Source organism: Pseudoxanthomonas sp. X-1 (genome assembly GCF_020042665.1).
GTDB classification, from domain to species: domain Bacteria; phylum Pseudomonadota; class Gammaproteobacteria; order Xanthomonadales; family Xanthomonadaceae; genus Pseudoxanthomonas_A; species Pseudoxanthomonas_A spadix_A.
The window spans coordinates 4,014,289-4,029,213 of the sequence record NZ_CP083376.1 but is presented as its reverse complement, the minus strand read 5'-3'; the positions used below and the strand labels follow the sequence as shown (position 1 = coordinate 4,029,213).

The window sequence follows — 14,925 nt, the reverse complement described above, 5'->3', positions numbered from 1 at the left end:
GCCTTTCGGCGCGCCCCTGTCTTACTCCTCGGAAATCCCCGGGCCGGGGTGACCCCCTATCGGCTCATTGGCACCGACACTTCCCCTGGTCTCCACGCTCGCCACGCCCAGTTCGATGATGTCCGCGGGCGCGGTGTCGCGCACGTGCTCGTTGGTGTCCATCGCTGTCTCCTTCGGTTGTGTCATGGCGATTCCATGACACGGCCAGCCTGGGACGGCGATGGCGTGTTCTCAAATCATTTGTGTCGTGCACCTGAAGAATTCTTCGGGTGCGCTCAGTGCAGGCGGTCGCGGCGCTCCGCCAGCAGCGCGACGATCTGCGGCACCAGCTGCTTGCGGCGGGCGTGGTAGTCGTGCAGCGCCTGCTCCAGGCGCACGGTGTCGCGCGCGAGGTAGCGTCGCTGGAGTCGGTCCAGTTCCTCCTCGCCGTCCGTGATGAGTTCCAGCTTGGCGCGGCGGATCGGCGCCAGCCGGTCGTTGGTGCGGCGCACGGCCTGGTGCAGCGACCATTGCCCGCTCTCACGCGCGATGGCGTCGAACAGCTTCCACGTGCGCTTGGGCAGGTCGTCGTCGATCGCGGCCGGCGCGCCGTCGCGCGCCATCGTATCGCGCCTCTGCGAGCCGCAGGCCATGACCAGCAGCCGCTCCATCCAGTCGTACAGATCGCGCAGCCCCAGCTCGGTGGGCAGCGGCACCTGGAACCCGTTGCGGGCGTAGGTGGTGATCACGCCTTCGCCCGAAAGGCGATACAACGCGCAGCGCACGGGCGTCAGACTCATACGGAACTCGCCGGCCAGTTGTGCCGGATCGATGCGCTCGCCCGGGACATAGCGCCCGGACTGCAGGGCGCGCCTGACCTTGCCGTACAGCAGTGCCGTCTTGGAACGTGCTGGGTCCATCCCGCGTCTCTCCATTCCGGTGTTGCGCTACCTCCCTGCGGCCGATCCTACACGGATCACGCCACAAAACTGGAAGGATCATCGCGACTCGAGGCGCGCAAGGATCGGCTAGCGTCACCATGGGTATCGACGTTACCGCCAGCCACATTCGGTGTACGCGTCGGCGCCCGTCATCCCCGGCCGGCGGGGCTCAGGCGCGCCCTCCTGGGCGCGGCTTCATCAGCACGAAGGCCGCCAGTGCCGGCAGTCCCAGGGCCGCGCAGAACACGATCCATGCAAGACGCGTCGGGCCGGTGAGCGCCCTGCGACGCGCCCAGTAGGCCGACATGAGCGCCGAGGCCAGCATGAGGCCACCGGCCAGGACCACGATCGGCATCGGGATTGGGGCGGCGGACAAGGGCGAGGCGGGCGCCAGCAATCCTTGTGCCTGCCTCAGCACGGCATGCAGCGCCGGCGAGGGCCACCAGCTTCGATAGCGGTGCAGTGCCGGGTAGTCGAAGGACAGCGGCTTGACGTGGAGCAGGGTGGGGCGTCCATCGTCGAAGGTGCGCAACAGGACCCGGGTCGGTCGCGCCCCATCCTCGGTATGCGCCAGTTCCGAGTACACCAGGCAGGCCAGCACGCCGTCGTCCAGCGTGACCAGGTCGATGCTGCTCAGTCGCGCATTCGGCTCGGGCAACGCAACGCGCGTCGGTCCGCCCGCGGCAGGCGCATTGCCCGTGTTCGCACCTGCGCGGAAGACATACAGCGCCTGGTCGCTCATCAGCACCCACCGCCCGCCGACGCGGCCTGCACCGATGATGGGCTCGCCGGCGCGAATGCCGACCAGGGGCATGATGTTCCGGTCGGCGCTGTCGTAGCGGTACAGCGTGTCACCGGCGAGCAGTGCGGTGTCACCCTCCGGCAGGCCGGGCACCTGGCCGATCGGCAGGGCGACGCGCGGGAAGGCGGCGCCGGTTGCGCCGATCCCCAGCGTGCCCACCGCGCGGCCATCGAGCAGATGCTCGCCCTGCAGCCGCATCCGATCGTGGCTGAAGGTCCAGCGGATGTGGCGCTCGGAATCGTCGAACTGCGTCGGTGCCAGGTTGGCCAGCGCATTGCGCTGGGGCAGTTCGCGCAGGCGGACAGCCAGGGTCTGCGGCTTGTTGGCTTCGACGGCCGCCTCCAGCGGAGCCAGATCGGGCGGCGTCGCCTCGCGCAGCGCCTTGAGCATGCGTGCGCGCGGTTCCATGCGCTCCACCTCGGTATGACCGCCACGCGGCGGAACGGCGGTGTTGAGCGGATGCGAGCCCTGCGCGATCCACAGGAATTCCAGCCCGAACAGCAGCAGCAGGAAGACCAGATAGGCGCCCGCGCTCAAGGGCAACGCAAGCAACGCGCTGGCCAGCGGACCACGCGGCGTGGCCTCGACATCGGGCTTGAAGGCGCACAGCACCAGCGCCAGCAGCCAGGCCACCAGGACCAGTTCGACCGCCAGCATCGCGACGCCGGTCGCATCGGCGAGCGCGAGCCAGGCCAGCAGCGCGGCGGCCGCCAGCGCCGCGCGCGGCCCGCGCAGCGCCCAGAAGGCACCGGCGAGATAGCCCGCCATCGCCACCAGCCACGCCGAGCCGGGCAGCAGCCAATGGCGCAGATCGACCACGCGCGCGGTCGTGCCCTGCTGCCAGGCGGCGAGCAGCAGGGTCGGGAACAGCACCGCGGCCAGCAGGACCACGCCCGCGGCCGCGCACAGGGTGAGCGCGATCCGCGCCGGCGGCACCGGGCGATGCAGCAGCGTGACCCAGTGGCTGCCGCGCCGGTAGCCGCCCATCTGGTAGAGACCCAGCAGCACGCCCGCCAGGGCATAGACGCTGCCCATCGCGCGATAGACGGGCAGGGTCTGCTGCGCCAGATCGGCCAGACGCGTGCCGAACCCGAGCGCGCACAGGTGCACGGCCGCGGCGATGAGGGCCCAGGCGCGGAAGCGCACGCACTCGACCTTGAACAGGCTCCACATGGTGTTTCTCCAGGACGGGCGTCAGTGCGCCGGCGGCGCCGCGTGGCGCATCGAGAGGAAGGCGTTGACCGCGCGGTCCAGGCTGACCGGCATGGCGTTGATCGAGCGCGCGCCCGCGGCGCGCAGGAATTCGGCGAAGGTCTCGTCCTGGTCGAGCACCAGGTAGTGCTGCAGGCCGTCGAGCGTGCGCGCTTCCATCAGGCCGGGAATCGTCCCGTGCGCTGGACCCTTGAACGGGATGTCCGCGATCCAGTAGGTCACGCGCTCGCAGAACGCCTCCGGTGCCGACATGTGCCTGAGCCTGCCGTCCTCGAGCAGGATCAGGTTGTCGGCGATGCGCTCGATCTCTTCCATCTGGTGCGAGCAGTAGAGGACCGTGCCGTCCTGCATGGCGTTGGTGTGCAGCAGCGATTCCAGGAACGCGCGCTTGGCGACCACGTCCAGGCCCAGGGTGGGTTCGTCGAGGATCAGCAGCGCCGGCCGCTGCGCCAGGGCCATGGCCAGGTTGAACCCGGCGCGTTCACCGCGCGAGAGCTGGGCGATCTTCTGCGTGGGAAGCAGCCGGTAGTGGCCGATGACCTCATCGAACACCGGCTGGCTCCACTGCGGATACTGGCGGCGCTGCATGGCGGTGATCTCGCTGACCCGCATCCAGCCCGGCAGCGTGTGTTCCTCGTTGACGAAGCCGATGCGCGCGCGATCGCCGGGCGTCAGCTGCTGGCTGTCGCGGCCGAGGATGCGCGCGTGCCCGCTGCTGGGCGAGAGGAAGCCAAGCAGGATGCGGAACAGCGTCGACTTGCCCGCCCCGTTGGCGCCGACCATGGCATGGATCTGTCCACGGCGGATGCGCAGGTCCAGCCCGTCCAGCGCGAACTTGTCTCCGTAGCGCTTGCTCAGCTGCGTCGTCTCGATCGCCAGGTCCTGCGTGCCGTCCAGGGCGCTCGGGGAGTCGGGCGTGCCCATCAGGCGCTCTTGCGCGGGAGCGCGCGCTCGAACGCATCGGCGATGCGGTCCTGCACCTTGCCGGAGGGCAGCCCGAGCGGGACCACCTCGTTGACGAACTTGGCGACCGCCTCGTCCAGCCGGCGTTCGCGCTCGGCATCGGAGAGCCGTTGCCGCGGCGGTGCGACGTAGAAGCCCATGCCTTGCCGCGCATCGAGCCAGCCTTCGGCCACCAGCTCGGCGTAGGCCTTGGCGACCGTGTTGGGATTGACCGTCAACTGCTGCGCCAGCCCGCGCACGCTGGGCAGCTGTTGGCCATGGGCCAGTTCACCGGTCGCGATCCGCATCCGGACCGCATCGGTGATCTGGCGGACGATGGGACGCGGATCGCCGGTGGCGATCTGGATCATCAGCGCTGCGGTCCGGGCCATGGCACGGCTCCTGTTGATGTGTACTAATACAAATAGTACAGTTGGCACTGACGGCTGTCCAGCCAGCCGCCGATCGCAGCGACGCCCGCCCAGGCAGGCGTCTTTTTTTTAATCCATCTGTACTACTTGTAATAGTACAGAAAGACAAAGGAAATCATTCGATGAAGGCTTTACGCAAGCTTGGCCAGCGCATGCCGCGCCTGGCCGTGGTCGCGCTGTCGTGCGCGGTCCTGCCCGTGTTCGCGGGCGCGCCCGACGCACCGTCCGCCCGGTCGGCCGAAGTCGCGCGCTATTTCGAGAACTGCCACGCCGTCCGGGTCTGCAACGGCAGCTTCCTGGTGACCCAGCACGGCAAGCTCGTCTACCAGGACGCGCTGGGAGACGCCGACGCCAGCGCGCAGGCCAAGCTGACGGTGGACCACGCATTCGACATCGGCTCGGTCAGCAAGCAATTCGCGGCCGCGGCCGTGCTGCGCCTGGTCGAGCGCGGACAGCTGGCCCTGGACGACCCGGCCGCCAAGTACCTGCCGCAGCTGCCGTACGCCGACGTCACCCTGCGCCAGCTGCTGACGCATACCTCGGGCGTGCCGGACGTCTTCCCGCTGTACACCCAGCTGCTCAAGCGCGGCGAGGTCACCACCGCGATGCGCGGCGATGAGGCGGTGTCGCTGCTGGTCGAGCACAAGGCGCCGCTGTCGTTCGCGCCCGGCTCGGCGTTCGAGTACAGCAATACGGGCTACATCCTGCTCGCCCAGATCGTCGGCCGCGTCTCGGGCATGGACTACGCCGACTATCTGCAGCGGGAGTTCTTCACTCCGCTGGGCATGACGCACACGCGCGTGCGCCTGCCGGACAACGATGCGCTGATCCAGCCGCGCGCGTGGGGCTTCATCGTCCGCCCGGATGGCAGTCGCAAGCCGTTCGACCAGATCCCGAACTTCTATCCCGTCGGTCCCGGCGGCATCTACTCCACCACGCACGACCTGCAGCTGTGGGCCGACGCGCTGCAGCAGGGGCGGGCGATGTCCAAGGCCAACTGGGCGCTGGCCACGACGCGGGCCACGCTGTCCGACGGCAGCGAGGTGCCGTACGGCTTCGGCTTCAAGCTGGTGGACTCCGCGCTCGGCCGGCCCATGGTCACCCACGGCGGCGACTGGCGCGGCTTCAAGTCGGATCTGACGCTGCTGCCCGAGCAGGGCATCCAGATCGTGATGCTGACCAACAACGCCCAGGACGACAGCGTCGAGGCGGCGCGTGACGCGGTGGAAGCCATCCTGGCCGGCAAGCCGCGCCCGGTGCTGCGGACCTCCGTCCACTGGGAGCTGTACAAGCAGGCCGACGGCCTGGATGCAGCGCAGCTCAAGCGCTGGCTCGACCAGCAGTGGGCCGAGAAGCCGCAGCGCTACGACTTCCCGGGCCAGCCGCTGGAACAGGTCGCCGGCGACCTGCTGAAGCGCAAGGCGGCGGACAAGGCGGTGGCCGTGCTGGAGTTCAATGCACGGATCCATCCCACTTCGCTGGACGCGCTGGACAGCCTGGCCGACGTCTATCGCGAAACGGGCAATCGCCAAGCGGCGATCGCGCAGGTGCAGAAGATGATCGCGCTGAAGCCCGAGTCCAGGCGCCTGCGCCAGCGGCTCGCGCAGCTGCAGGGACAGTGAGGGACCGGCACTCCCGCCCTTCTCCTACCGCCGCCCGATGCAGCCCCACCGTCATTCCCGCGAACGCGGGAATCCATGGACTTTCGCAAGGAAGCACGAAGGCGCTGGGTTCCCGCGTTCGCGGGAACGACGGCTTGTAACGGGGCCTGGGCTGGGCCGGGAGCGGGTGATCCCCGGCCTCGGCTCGGAGCTTGCACCCATGGGCACCTGATCCCTTCGCTTACTCCTTCAGCGGCACCGGCTCATGCGGGGCGAGCAGCTGGATCTCGGCCAGCTCGGTGCGGCCCGGCGCCTCCAGACGCAAGCGATAAGCATCGAAGGTCCCCGGCTTGGCAATGCGGAACGGCCGGGTCTGCAGCGTCCAGGGGAAGGCCTCGTCGCTGCGCGTGTCGATGGCCTGCCAGCCGCCGTTGCCGCGCCGCGCCTCCAGCGTCCAGCGGGCGTGCTCGATGGCGCGCGCACCGCTGGTGAGCGTGTAGAACGTCGGCTGCACGGGACTGGCCAGGGCGATGTCGATCTGCGCCTGGCCACCGGGCAGCGCCGTCACCGTCTCGCCATCGTCGTCGACGAGCGCCGGCGCCGCCTGGCCGGCTACGGTCACCTGCGCGTCGCGGCCGATCACGTCGGCCAGCGTGGTCGGCGCGTGGCCCGCGGGCGTCAGCGAGGGCGGCGCATCCTGCGGCGCGCTGCCCCACTTGGACGGCGTCGGCCCCATCACGAAGTCCAGCGTCGCGCCCTGCGCCAGCAGCGCATGCGGGATCCAGGTCCGTGTCCACGGCTTGCCGTTGACCTTGAGCGACTGCACGTAGACGTTCTCGGGTGCGTTGTTCGCCGCGCGCACGATCAGCTGCCGCCCGCCAGGCAGCGCGAGCGTGGACTGCTTGAACAGCGGCGAGCCGATCACATAGTCCGGCGAGCCCATGCGCAGCGGGTACAGGCCCATCGAGGCCAGCACATACCACGCCGACATCTCGCCGTTGTCCTCATCGCCCGGATAGCCCTGGCCGATCTCGCTGCCCAGGTACAGCCGCGACAGCACCTCGCGGGTGAGCGCCTGCGTCTTCCACGGCTGGCCGGCATAGAGGTACATCCAGGCGATGTGGTGCGCGGTCTGGTTGCTGTGCGCGTACATGCCCATGCGCACGTCGCGCGCTTCGGTCATCTCGTGGATCACGCCGCGGTAGGAGCCGCTGAACTTCGGGTCGGCCGTCTCCTGCGTCGCGAAATACTGGTCGAGCTTGCGCGCCAGCGCGTCGCGCCCGCCGTACAGCGCGGCCAGGCCGTTGCCGTCGTGCGCGGCGGTGAAGGCGAAGGTCCAGCCGGAGGACTCGGTGTAGTCGTTGCCCCACACGCGCGGATCGTAGTCCTTCGCGTCCACGCGCCAGTGGCCGTCGGGCTTGCGGCCCTGGAAGAAGCCCACGTCGCGATCGAACAGGTTGGCGTACTCGGCCGCGCGATAGCGGAAGTACTCGGCTTCCTCGTCGTAGCGCTGCTTGTCCCTGGCCGAAGCCGCGGTCCTGGACAGGCCCTGGGCCATGGTGGCGATGCCGAAGTCGTTGAGCGTGCCTTCCAGCGTCCAGGACATGCCCTCGTGCGTCTCGGTGTCGGCATAGCCGCGGAACAGCGAGTGCGCCATGCCCTTGCGGCCGACATGCCGGTCCGGCGAAACCACCGTGGCGTTCTTCAGCGCCGCCTCGTAGGCCAGCCTGGCGTCGAAGCCCGCGATGCCCTTGGCATACGCGTCGGCGAAGGCCACGTCCGAACTGGTGCCCACCATCAGGTCGGCATAGCCCGGCGAGGACCAGCGCGCCACCCAGCCACCGGCGCGGTACTGCTCCAGGAAGCCATCGATCAACGCGCCGGCATGCGGCGCATCCAGCAGGCCATAGGCCGGCCACGCCGTGCGGAAGGTGTCCCACAGCCCGTTGTTGACGTAGACCTTGCCATCGCGGATCGGCGCGAAGCTGCGCACCGAGCTGCCTTCGGTGGCCTTGTCCGACCAGCTGTTCTGGCTGGCGTAGCGCCACTGCGGCTGCGCCTGGCTGCCGACGTTCTCGAAGGCGGAGTTGGGATACAGGTGCAGGCGGTACAGGTTGGAATACAGCGTGGTGCGCTGATCCTCGCTGGCCCCGTCCACCTGCAGCTTGCCCAGCAGCGTATCCCACTGCTGCTGCGCGCGCGCGGCCACGCTGGCCACGGTGTCGTCCTCGCGCACTTCCAGCGCCAGGTTGTGCCGGGCCTGGTCGAGCGAGATCAGCGAGGTCGCGATGCGCATGCTCACCTTGCGCGTGCCCTGGGCGAACTTGATGTAGCCGGTGGGCCGGCCGGTCTCGATGCTGCCACTGCGCTGCCACGGCGCGTCGAAACTCGCATACACGAACATGCGCGTGGCGCCGGTGGACAGGCCGCTGCGCACATCGGTATAGCCCGACAGCGTCTGGGTCTTGGCGTCCAGCGTCAGCCCGGCGCGCGCATCGACGTTGTCGAACAGCAGGTTGGCATCGCCACCTTCGGGAAAGTCGAACTCGAACACCGCCGCATGGTCGGTCGGCGCCAGCGCGGCGACGATGCCGTTGTCGAAGCGCACCCGATACTGCTGCGGGCGCGCCAGCTCGTTGTCGTGCGAGAAGGCCAGCGCCCGCTTGGCACGATCGGCCTCCGGCACGCCGCGCTCCAGCGACGGCATGACCTGGAAGGTCTGGCGGTCGCCCATCCACGGACTGGGTTCGTGGCTCAGCGCCAGGGCCTGCAGGCGCGGCCGGTTGGCCGCGTCGTTCTTCTCGTTCCAGTGATAGAGCCAGGACAGCGAGCCCGCATCGGTCACCGGCGTCCAGAAGTTGAAGCCGTGCGGCACCGCCGTGGCCGGGAAGTTGTTGCCACGCGAGAAGGTGCTGTTGGCCTGCGTGCCGCGCGTGGTCAGCACCCAGTCTGTGGGCGCGCTGCGCTTGGGTTGCGTCACCTCACCCAGCGCGACATCGTCGATCCAGCCGCGCGCGGTCTTGCCGGCGCCGGGCTGCAGCTCCAGTTCGATCGCCACCACGCGCTTGCCGCGCAGCGCCGGCACATCGCCCAGCCGCACCGCCTTGCGCGCCCACTGCTGCGGATACAGCGACTTCGACTCGCCCTGCGCCCTGGCGCCCAGCGCGAAGCCGTGCTGATCGCGCGCCGGCGTGGCGGACACGCGCGTGCCGTCGTCCAGCACCGCATCCAGCGAGACATGGGTGGAGGCCACGGTGTCGCCGTCGACGATCTCCGGCAGCACCAGCCACGACAGCGTGGTGTCGGCTTCGATGACCGTATCGACCTTGAACAGCTGCGCGCGGCCATCGCCGCCGGCATAGCCCAGTGCCCTGACGCCGCTGTAACCGGCGTCGGCCTTGGCCGTGTAGGGCGCCTTCGGCCCGTTGCCGATCCGCAACTGCACGCCGCTGTCTTTCGCCGCTCCCGGCGCGGGCTGGCCGTCCTCGAACGAGGTGGAGAACGCGGTCTGCGCCGACGCGCCGACCGGGAGCCACAGCGCCGCTGCGACGGCCAGCGTCAGCAGACCCTGGCGTCTGGCGTAAGCAGGCGCAGTGCGAAGCGCGAACGATGGAGACGAGGCAGATGGGCGCATGGCGATTTAGATCGATTGAAATCGACCCGATCCTGCGTCAAACCCGCCCCGCCTGCAATCCGCACTGCAGCGAAACGCTTTGCTCCCCTTTCGCCAAAGGCGAAAGGGGGGCTTGAAATTGCGGCGAGCGATTGAGGGGGAGGGGTTGGCTGTTGCTGTTGCTGTCGCGCTGGCTCCTGCTTTACATCGACAACGCCCGAGCGCAACAGCACCAGCACCCCTCCCAACCTCCCCCCTTGCGCTACGCAAAGGAGAGGGACGTGACTTCGGACGTAGCGGGACGAGCTTCAGGCGTCTCCTTTCCCCTCACCTCGCTACGCACCGCACGCAGGCCTGCTCCTGCCTCCTACCTCATCACTCGCACCAACTCATCCCCCTTTACCACGCACCCACTCACTCCTCGTCATCCTCACTATCCGCATGCTTCCAGTACCCAGTGGCCTTGATCCAAGCCCTGGGCACGTTGCGGTGGCCTTCGAGGAACTTGCGCATCATCCGCGCGCGGCGCGATTCGCAGGCGATCCACCAGAACGCGTCGCCGTCGGGCGACACATCGTCCAGCACCTGTTCCAGCAGTTCGCTGCGCTGCGCGGGCACGCCGTTGCGCGGCAGCCAGTGCACGGTGGCCTCGGCCTGCGTCGGCAGATCCTGGCGGTCGGCCTCCTCGGGGATCTCGATCAGCACCGTGGCCCTGCGCCCGGCCGGCATCTCGCCCAGCCAGCGGCCGATGGCCGGCAGCGCCGTCTCGTCGCCCACCAGCACGTAGTGGTCGAAGTCGTCGGCCACCAGGAACGAGCCGCGCGGTCCGCCCATGGCCAGTGCGTCGCCCACCTTGGCCTGCGCGGCCCAGGTGCTGGCCGGGCCGTCGCCGTGCAGCACGAAGTCGATCGCCAGCGTGCCGGCCTGGGCGTCGTACAGACGCGGGGTGTAGTCGCGCATCGGCGAGGGCGTCTGGCCCGGCGGGAACGCCGGACCGTTGGGTCCCGGCGTGGGCGTGACGAACGCGCCCTCCGGGTTGGGGAAGAACAGCTTGACGTGGTCCTCCGGCGAGGCGCTCACGAAGCCTTCGAGCTGCGGCCCGCCGACCACGATGCGGCGCATGTGCGGGGTCAGGTCGAGCGCCTCCACCACCTCGAGGCGGCGGAACACGACCGGGTGTTGAATCCTGCGGCTTTCATGCAAGGACATGTTCGATCACTCCATAAAGAGAAGAAGCGGCCCGGCGCGGTCAGTGCAACGGCACCAGGCGATAGCCCAGCTCGGCGGCGAGCGAGCGCAACCAGGCGCTCGTGGCCGCCGCATCGCGGGGCGCGGAAGGCGCGGGCTGGCACAGGCGCCACAAGGTGCGGCCGTGCGGGCTGGCGATGGCAATCGCCAGCTGCCGGTCCTCCAGGACGCGCAGCAGGCGATAGACGGTGCCCAGGCTCACGCGGCGGCCCTGGCCGCGCAGCTGCTGGTGCAGGGACATGGCGTCGCAGGCCACCGGCTGCCGCGCGAGCAGTTCCAGCAGGGCCCGGCGCGGTACGGTCAGGCGCAGGCCCGCGGACTGCAGCGCCGCGAGGTGCGCCTCAGTCGCCACGCGACACCTGCGCGATCTGCGCGGCGGCCTGCTGCAGGATCCGCGCGATCGCCTCGCCCGATTCCGGCGTCCAGTGGCCATGGTGGGCCAGCAGGGCGCGCTTGACCGCGCTCATGCCGCCGCGCACCGGCGCGGGCAGGCCGGCCTTCACCAGCATGCGCGCGCTGTGCCTGGTGCGCAGGCGCGCGTCGTCCAGTGCCTGCGCGTGGGCATGCACAAAGGCGCGGCCGGCCTCGGTCAGCGCATGCAGGCGGCGCGCGCCGTCCTCGCTGCTTGTCACCAGGCCGTCGTCCTGCAGCTGGGCCAGCGCCGGGTAGACCGCGCCGGCGGACGGCGCGTACTGCCCCAGGAACATCTCGCCGATCAGCTGGATCAGCTCGTAGCCATGGCGCGGCTGCGCCTCCAGCAGTCCCAGCAGCAGCAGGCGCAGATCGCCGTGCGCCAGCCGGCGCGGGCTGCGCTGACCTTCGCCGCGCTCGCCGCGACGGCCCAGGCGCTCGCGGCCCCCGCGCTGTGCAGGGCGCGACCCGCCGTCCCCGGCCGGAGCGTCCGCTTCAGGCCGGCCGGTGTCCTGGTCGTCGTGGCCGCGCCGGGCACGCCCCTCGTGCGAGGCGTGGCGGTCCTGGCCGTGCGCATCGTGGCCGCGGCCGTGATGGCGTGAACGTGGATGCATGGCAACTCCTCGTGGGCGGGCGCCGCAGCGGAGGCCTGCGCGGCGCGGTTGCCCGCGCCTGCGGCGGCACCCTGGCCATGTGGATGGCCTTCGGCGGCCGGGAAAAGATATATCGAAGTTCGGTAAAAAGATATATCGAATTGTGTCGAAGCGACAATCGCTGACACTTCCTCGTCATACGAAATCCTCACAACTGCAAGCCTTCGGACATCGCGCGGACGAAATATCGTCAGAAATCGCCCCAAAGCCCGATCTACCTCCAAGGTCGAACCGACGCGGCCCCACGCCCTGGCTTACAATCGCCGGCCCAGACGACACCGATGCCGCAAACACGTCGCGGCGCACAGGCGAGGAGATGGCAATGAACTGGTTGAACGAGATGCTGCAGAGCGATCCGGATCCGGCCGAGACCCAGGAGTGGATCCAGTCGCTCAAGGCGGTCATCGACGCCGAAGGCCCGCTGCGCGCCCACCAGCTGCTGGAGGACCTGGTCGAACTGACCCGCCGCTCCGGCGCCTACCTGCCGTTCTCGCCCACCACCGAGTACGTCAACACCATCGCCCCCAACCTGGAGGCCAAGAGCCCCGGCGACAGCGCGCTGGAGTGGAAGATCCGCTCGATCATCCGCTGGAACGCCATGGCCATGGTCGTGCGCGCCAACCGCAAGCCGGGCGACCTGGGCGGCCACATCGCCTCCTTCGCCTCGGCCGCCACGCTCTATGACGTGGGCTTCAACCACTTCTGGCGCGCCCCGTCGGAGAACCACCCCGGCGACCTGCTCTACATCCAGGGCCACAGCGCCCCGGGCATCTACGCCCGCGCCTTCCTGGAAGGCCGCATCACCGAGACCCAGCTGGACAACTTCCGCATGGAGTGCGAAGGCAAGGGCATCTCGTCCTATCCGCACCCCTGGCTGATGCCCGATTTCTGGCAGACCCCGACCGTGTCGATGGGCCTGGGGCCGCTGAGCGCCATCTACCAGGCGCAGTTCATGAAGTACCTCGAGCACCGCGGCCTGATCGAGAAGTCCGACCGCAAGGTGTGGTGCTTCATCGGCGACGGCGAGAGCGACGAGCCGGAGACCCTGGGCGCCATCGCCCTGGCCGGCCGCGAGGGCCTGGACAACCTGATCTTCGTGGTCAACTGCAACCTGCAGCGTCTGGACGGCCCGGTGCGCGGCAACGGCAAGATCATCCAGGAGCTGGAAGGCGTGTTCCGCGGCGGCGGCTGGAACGTGATCAAGCTGCTGTGGGGCTCGTACTGGGATCCGCTTCTGGCCCGCGACACCGACGGCGTGCTGCGCAAGCTGATGATGGAAACCGTCGACGGCGAGTACCAGAACTGCAAGGCCTTCGGCGGCGCCTACACGCGCGCCAACTTCTTCGGCAAGTATCCGGAGACCGCCGCCATGGTCGCCAACCTGTCCGATGACGACATCTGGCGCCTCAACCGCGGTGGCCACGACCCGCACAAGGTCTACGCGGCCTACCACGCGGCGGTGAACACCAAGGGCATGCCCACCGTGATCCTGGCCAAGACGGTCAAGGGCTACGGCATGGGCAGCGCGGGCGAATCGCTCAACCCGACCCACCAGACCAAGAAGCTCGACGACGACGCGGTGCGCACCTTCCGCGACCGCTTCAACATCCCCTTAAGCGACAAGCAGCTGGCCGAGGCCGAGCAGGTGCCCTTCTACAACCCGGGCCCGGACTCGCCGGAAGTGCGCTACATGAAGGAGCGCCGCGCCGCGCTGGGCGGCTATCTGCCCGCGCGCCGCCGCAAGGCCGACAAGTCCTTCACCGTGCCGCCGCTGCAGACCTACGAGCGCCTGCTCAAGGACAGCGGCGAGCGCAAGTACTCCACCACCATGGCCTTCGTGCAGACGCTCAACATCGCCCTGCGCGACAAGGAGCTGGGCCCGCGCATCGTGCCGATCGTGGCCGACGAGGCGCGCACCTTCGGCATGGAGGGCATGTTCCGCCAGATCGGCATCTACGCCCCGTTCGGCCAGAAGTACAAGCCGGTCGATGCCGACCAGCTGATGTACTACCGCGAGGACCAGTCCGGCCAGGTGCTGCAGCAGGGCATCAGCGAGCCGGGCGCCATCTCGTCCTGGCTGGCCGCCGGCACCAGCTACTCGGTGTCCAACGTGCCGATGCTGCCGTTCTACATCTACTACTCGATGTTCGGCTTCCAGCGCGTGGGCGACATCGCCTGGCAGGCCGCCGACATGCGCACCCGCGGCTTCCTGCTGGGCGGCACCGCCGGGCGCACCACGCTCAACGGCGAAGGCCTGCAGCACGAGGACGGCTTCAGCCTGGTCATCGCCGGCTCCATCCCCAACGTGCGCAGCTATGACGCCACCTTCGGCTACGAAGTCACCGTCATCCTCCAGCACGGCATGAAGTCGATGATGGAAGAGCAGAAGGACGAGTACTACTACCTGACGCTGATGAACGAGAACTACACCCATCCGGAAATGCCGGCGGGTGCGGAGGAAGGCATCATCAAGGGCATGTACCTGCTCACCGACGCCGGCAAGCCCAAGAAGGGCGAGCTGCGCGTGCAGCTGCTGGGCAGCGGCACCATCCTGCGCGAGGCCATCGCCGCGGCCGAGCTGCTGGACAAGGACTTCGGCGTGACCGCCGACATCTGGTCCTGCCCCAGCTTCAACGAACTGCGCCGCGACGGCTTCGCCGCCGAGCGCTGGAACCGCCTGCATCCGGAAGGCGAACAGCGCAAGCCCTACGTCACCCAGTGCCTGGAAGGCCGCCAGGGCCCGGTCATCGCCGCCACCGACTACGTGCGCGCCTACAGCGACCAGATCCGCGCCTTCCTGCCCACCACCAACTACACCGTGCTGGGCACCGACGGCTTCGGCCGCAGCGACACCCGCGCCAACCTGCGCCGCTTCTTCGAGGTGGACCGCTACTACATCGCCCACGCCGCCATCGCGGCGCTGGCCAAGGACGGCAAGATGACCGGCAAGGACGTGGCCCGCGCGATCAAGCAGTACAAGATCGACGTGGAGAAGGTGAATCCGGACGGGGCGTGATCAGACTGCCGACGCTGGACGGCAATCTCAATCTGTGGGACTGTGAGGGCACAGGATGCCCTCATGCCCTCCAAGG

The 14,925-nt window shown here is 69.0% G+C and carries 11 protein-coding genes; 2 read left to right on the top strand and 9 right to left on the bottom strand.

Going from position 1 to position 14,925, the window contains the following annotated elements; translation table 11 throughout:
• Nucleotides 1–21 precede the first annotated feature (21 nt).
• From LAJ50_RS18130 to LAJ50_RS18110, 5 genes are all read right to left on the bottom strand, one after another.
• Complete coding sequence (locus LAJ50_RS18130; protein ID WP_130552331.1) at nucleotides 22–162, bottom strand: benenodin family lasso peptide; 141 nt, start codon at nucleotides 160–162, stop codon at nucleotides 22–24.
• 113 nt (nucleotides 163–275) lie between these two features.
• Entirely contained in the window at nucleotides 276–899 is a 624-nt protein-coding gene (locus tag LAJ50_RS18125; protein WP_138652966.1) for a GntR family transcriptional regulator, read from the bottom strand.
• Nucleotides 900–1,089: 190 nt separating this feature from the next.
• Nucleotides 1,090–2,895, bottom strand: coding sequence for a hypothetical protein (locus tag LAJ50_RS18120; RefSeq protein ID WP_138652968.1), 1,806 nt, complete (start codon nucleotides 2,893–2,895; stop codon nucleotides 1,090–1,092).
• 21 nt (nucleotides 2,896–2,916) lie between these two features.
• A complete protein-coding gene (locus LAJ50_RS18115) occupies nucleotides 2,917–3,858 on the bottom strand; it encodes an ABC transporter ATP-binding protein (protein ID WP_138652970.1) in 942 nt (313 codons plus the stop codon).
• Complete coding sequence (locus LAJ50_RS18110; RefSeq protein ID WP_138652972.1) at nucleotides 3,858–4,268, bottom strand: GntR family transcriptional regulator; 411 nt, start codon at nucleotides 4,266–4,268, stop codon at nucleotides 3,858–3,860. The genes LAJ50_RS18115 and LAJ50_RS18110 overlap by 1 nt, the downstream gene beginning before the upstream one ends.
• A 161-nt stretch (nucleotides 4,269–4,429) precedes the next feature.
• Between LAJ50_RS18110 and LAJ50_RS18105 the strand changes: the two genes are divergently transcribed.
• A complete protein-coding gene (locus LAJ50_RS18105; protein WP_138652974.1) occupies nucleotides 4,430–5,929 on the top strand; it encodes a serine hydrolase domain-containing protein in 1,500 nt (499 codons plus the stop codon).
• 220 nt (nucleotides 5,930–6,149) lie between these two features.
• Here the strand turns inward: LAJ50_RS18105 and LAJ50_RS18100 are convergent, their stop codons facing one another.
• From LAJ50_RS18100 to LAJ50_RS18085, 4 genes are all read right to left on the bottom strand, one after another.
• On the bottom strand, nucleotides 6,150–9,542 hold the full coding sequence (locus LAJ50_RS18100) for a GH92 family glycosyl hydrolase (RefSeq protein WP_138652976.1): 3,393 nt from the start codon (nucleotides 9,540–9,542) through the stop codon (nucleotides 6,150–6,152).
• Nucleotides 9,543–9,935: 393 nt separating this feature from the next.
• Entirely contained in the window at nucleotides 9,936–10,730 is a 795-nt protein-coding gene (locus tag LAJ50_RS18095) for a siderophore-interacting protein (RefSeq protein WP_138652978.1), read from the bottom strand.
• 40 nt (nucleotides 10,731–10,770) lie between these two features.
• Nucleotides 10,771–11,121, bottom strand: a complete 351-nt coding sequence (locus LAJ50_RS18090; protein ID WP_171044588.1) for a transcriptional repressor — start codon at nucleotides 11,119–11,121, stop codon at nucleotides 10,771–10,773.
• Nucleotides 11,111–11,794 carry a PadR family transcriptional regulator gene (locus tag LAJ50_RS18085; RefSeq protein ID WP_138652982.1) on the bottom strand — a complete coding sequence of 228 codons (684 nt, stop codon included), beginning with the start codon at nucleotides 11,792–11,794 and terminating at the stop codon, nucleotides 11,111–11,113. Before LAJ50_RS18085 ends, LAJ50_RS18090 begins: the two co-directional genes overlap by 11 nt.
• A gap of 361 nt (nucleotides 11,795–12,155) precedes the next feature.
• On the opposite strand from LAJ50_RS18085, the gene aceE reads away from it, so the two are divergent.
• Nucleotides 12,156–14,849: a pyruvate dehydrogenase (acetyl-transferring), homodimeric type gene (aceE, locus tag LAJ50_RS18080; protein ID WP_138652984.1), complete on the top strand. Its 2,694-nt coding sequence runs from the start codon at nucleotides 12,156–12,158 to the stop codon at nucleotides 14,847–14,849.
• Nucleotides 14,850–14,925 lie beyond the last annotated feature (76 nt).

What these genes read in the sequence shown, in the direction of transcription:
- LAJ50_RS18130 (WP_130552331.1), bottom strand. Translation starts at nt 162, where the DNA reads ATGGACACCAACGAGCACGTGCGCGACACCGCGCCCGCGGACATCATC.
- LAJ50_RS18100 (WP_138652976.1), bottom strand. Translation starts at nt 9,542, where the DNA reads ATGCGCCCATCTGCCTCGTCTCCATCGTTCGCGCTTCGCACTGCGCCT.
- LAJ50_RS18105 (WP_138652974.1), top strand. Translation starts at nt 4,430, where the DNA reads ATGAAGGCTTTACGCAAGCTTGGCCAGCGCATGCCGCGCCTGGCCGTG.
- aceE (WP_138652984.1), top strand. Translation starts at nt 12,156, where the DNA reads ATGAACTGGTTGAACGAGATGCTGCAGAGCGATCCGGATCCGGCCGAG.
- LAJ50_RS18085 (WP_138652982.1), bottom strand. Translation starts at nt 11,794, where the DNA reads ATGCATCCACGTTCACGCCATCACGGCCGCGGCCACGATGCGCACGGC.
- LAJ50_RS18095 (WP_138652978.1), bottom strand. Translation starts at nt 10,730, where the DNA reads ATGTCCTTGCATGAAAGCCGCAGGATTCAACACCCGGTCGTGTTCCGC.
- LAJ50_RS18120 (WP_138652968.1), bottom strand. Translation starts at nt 2,895, where the DNA reads ATGTGGAGCCTGTTCAAGGTCGAGTGCGTGCGCTTCCGCGCCTGGGCC.
- LAJ50_RS18115 (WP_138652970.1), bottom strand. Translation starts at nt 3,858, where the DNA reads ATGGGCACGCCCGACTCCCCGAGCGCCCTGGACGGCACGCAGGACCTG.
- LAJ50_RS18110 (WP_138652972.1), bottom strand. Translation starts at nt 4,268, where the DNA reads ATGGCCCGGACCGCAGCGCTGATGATCCAGATCGCCACCGGCGATCCG.
- LAJ50_RS18125 (WP_138652966.1), bottom strand. Translation starts at nt 899, where the DNA reads ATGGACCCAGCACGTTCCAAGACGGCACTGCTGTACGGCAAGGTCAGG.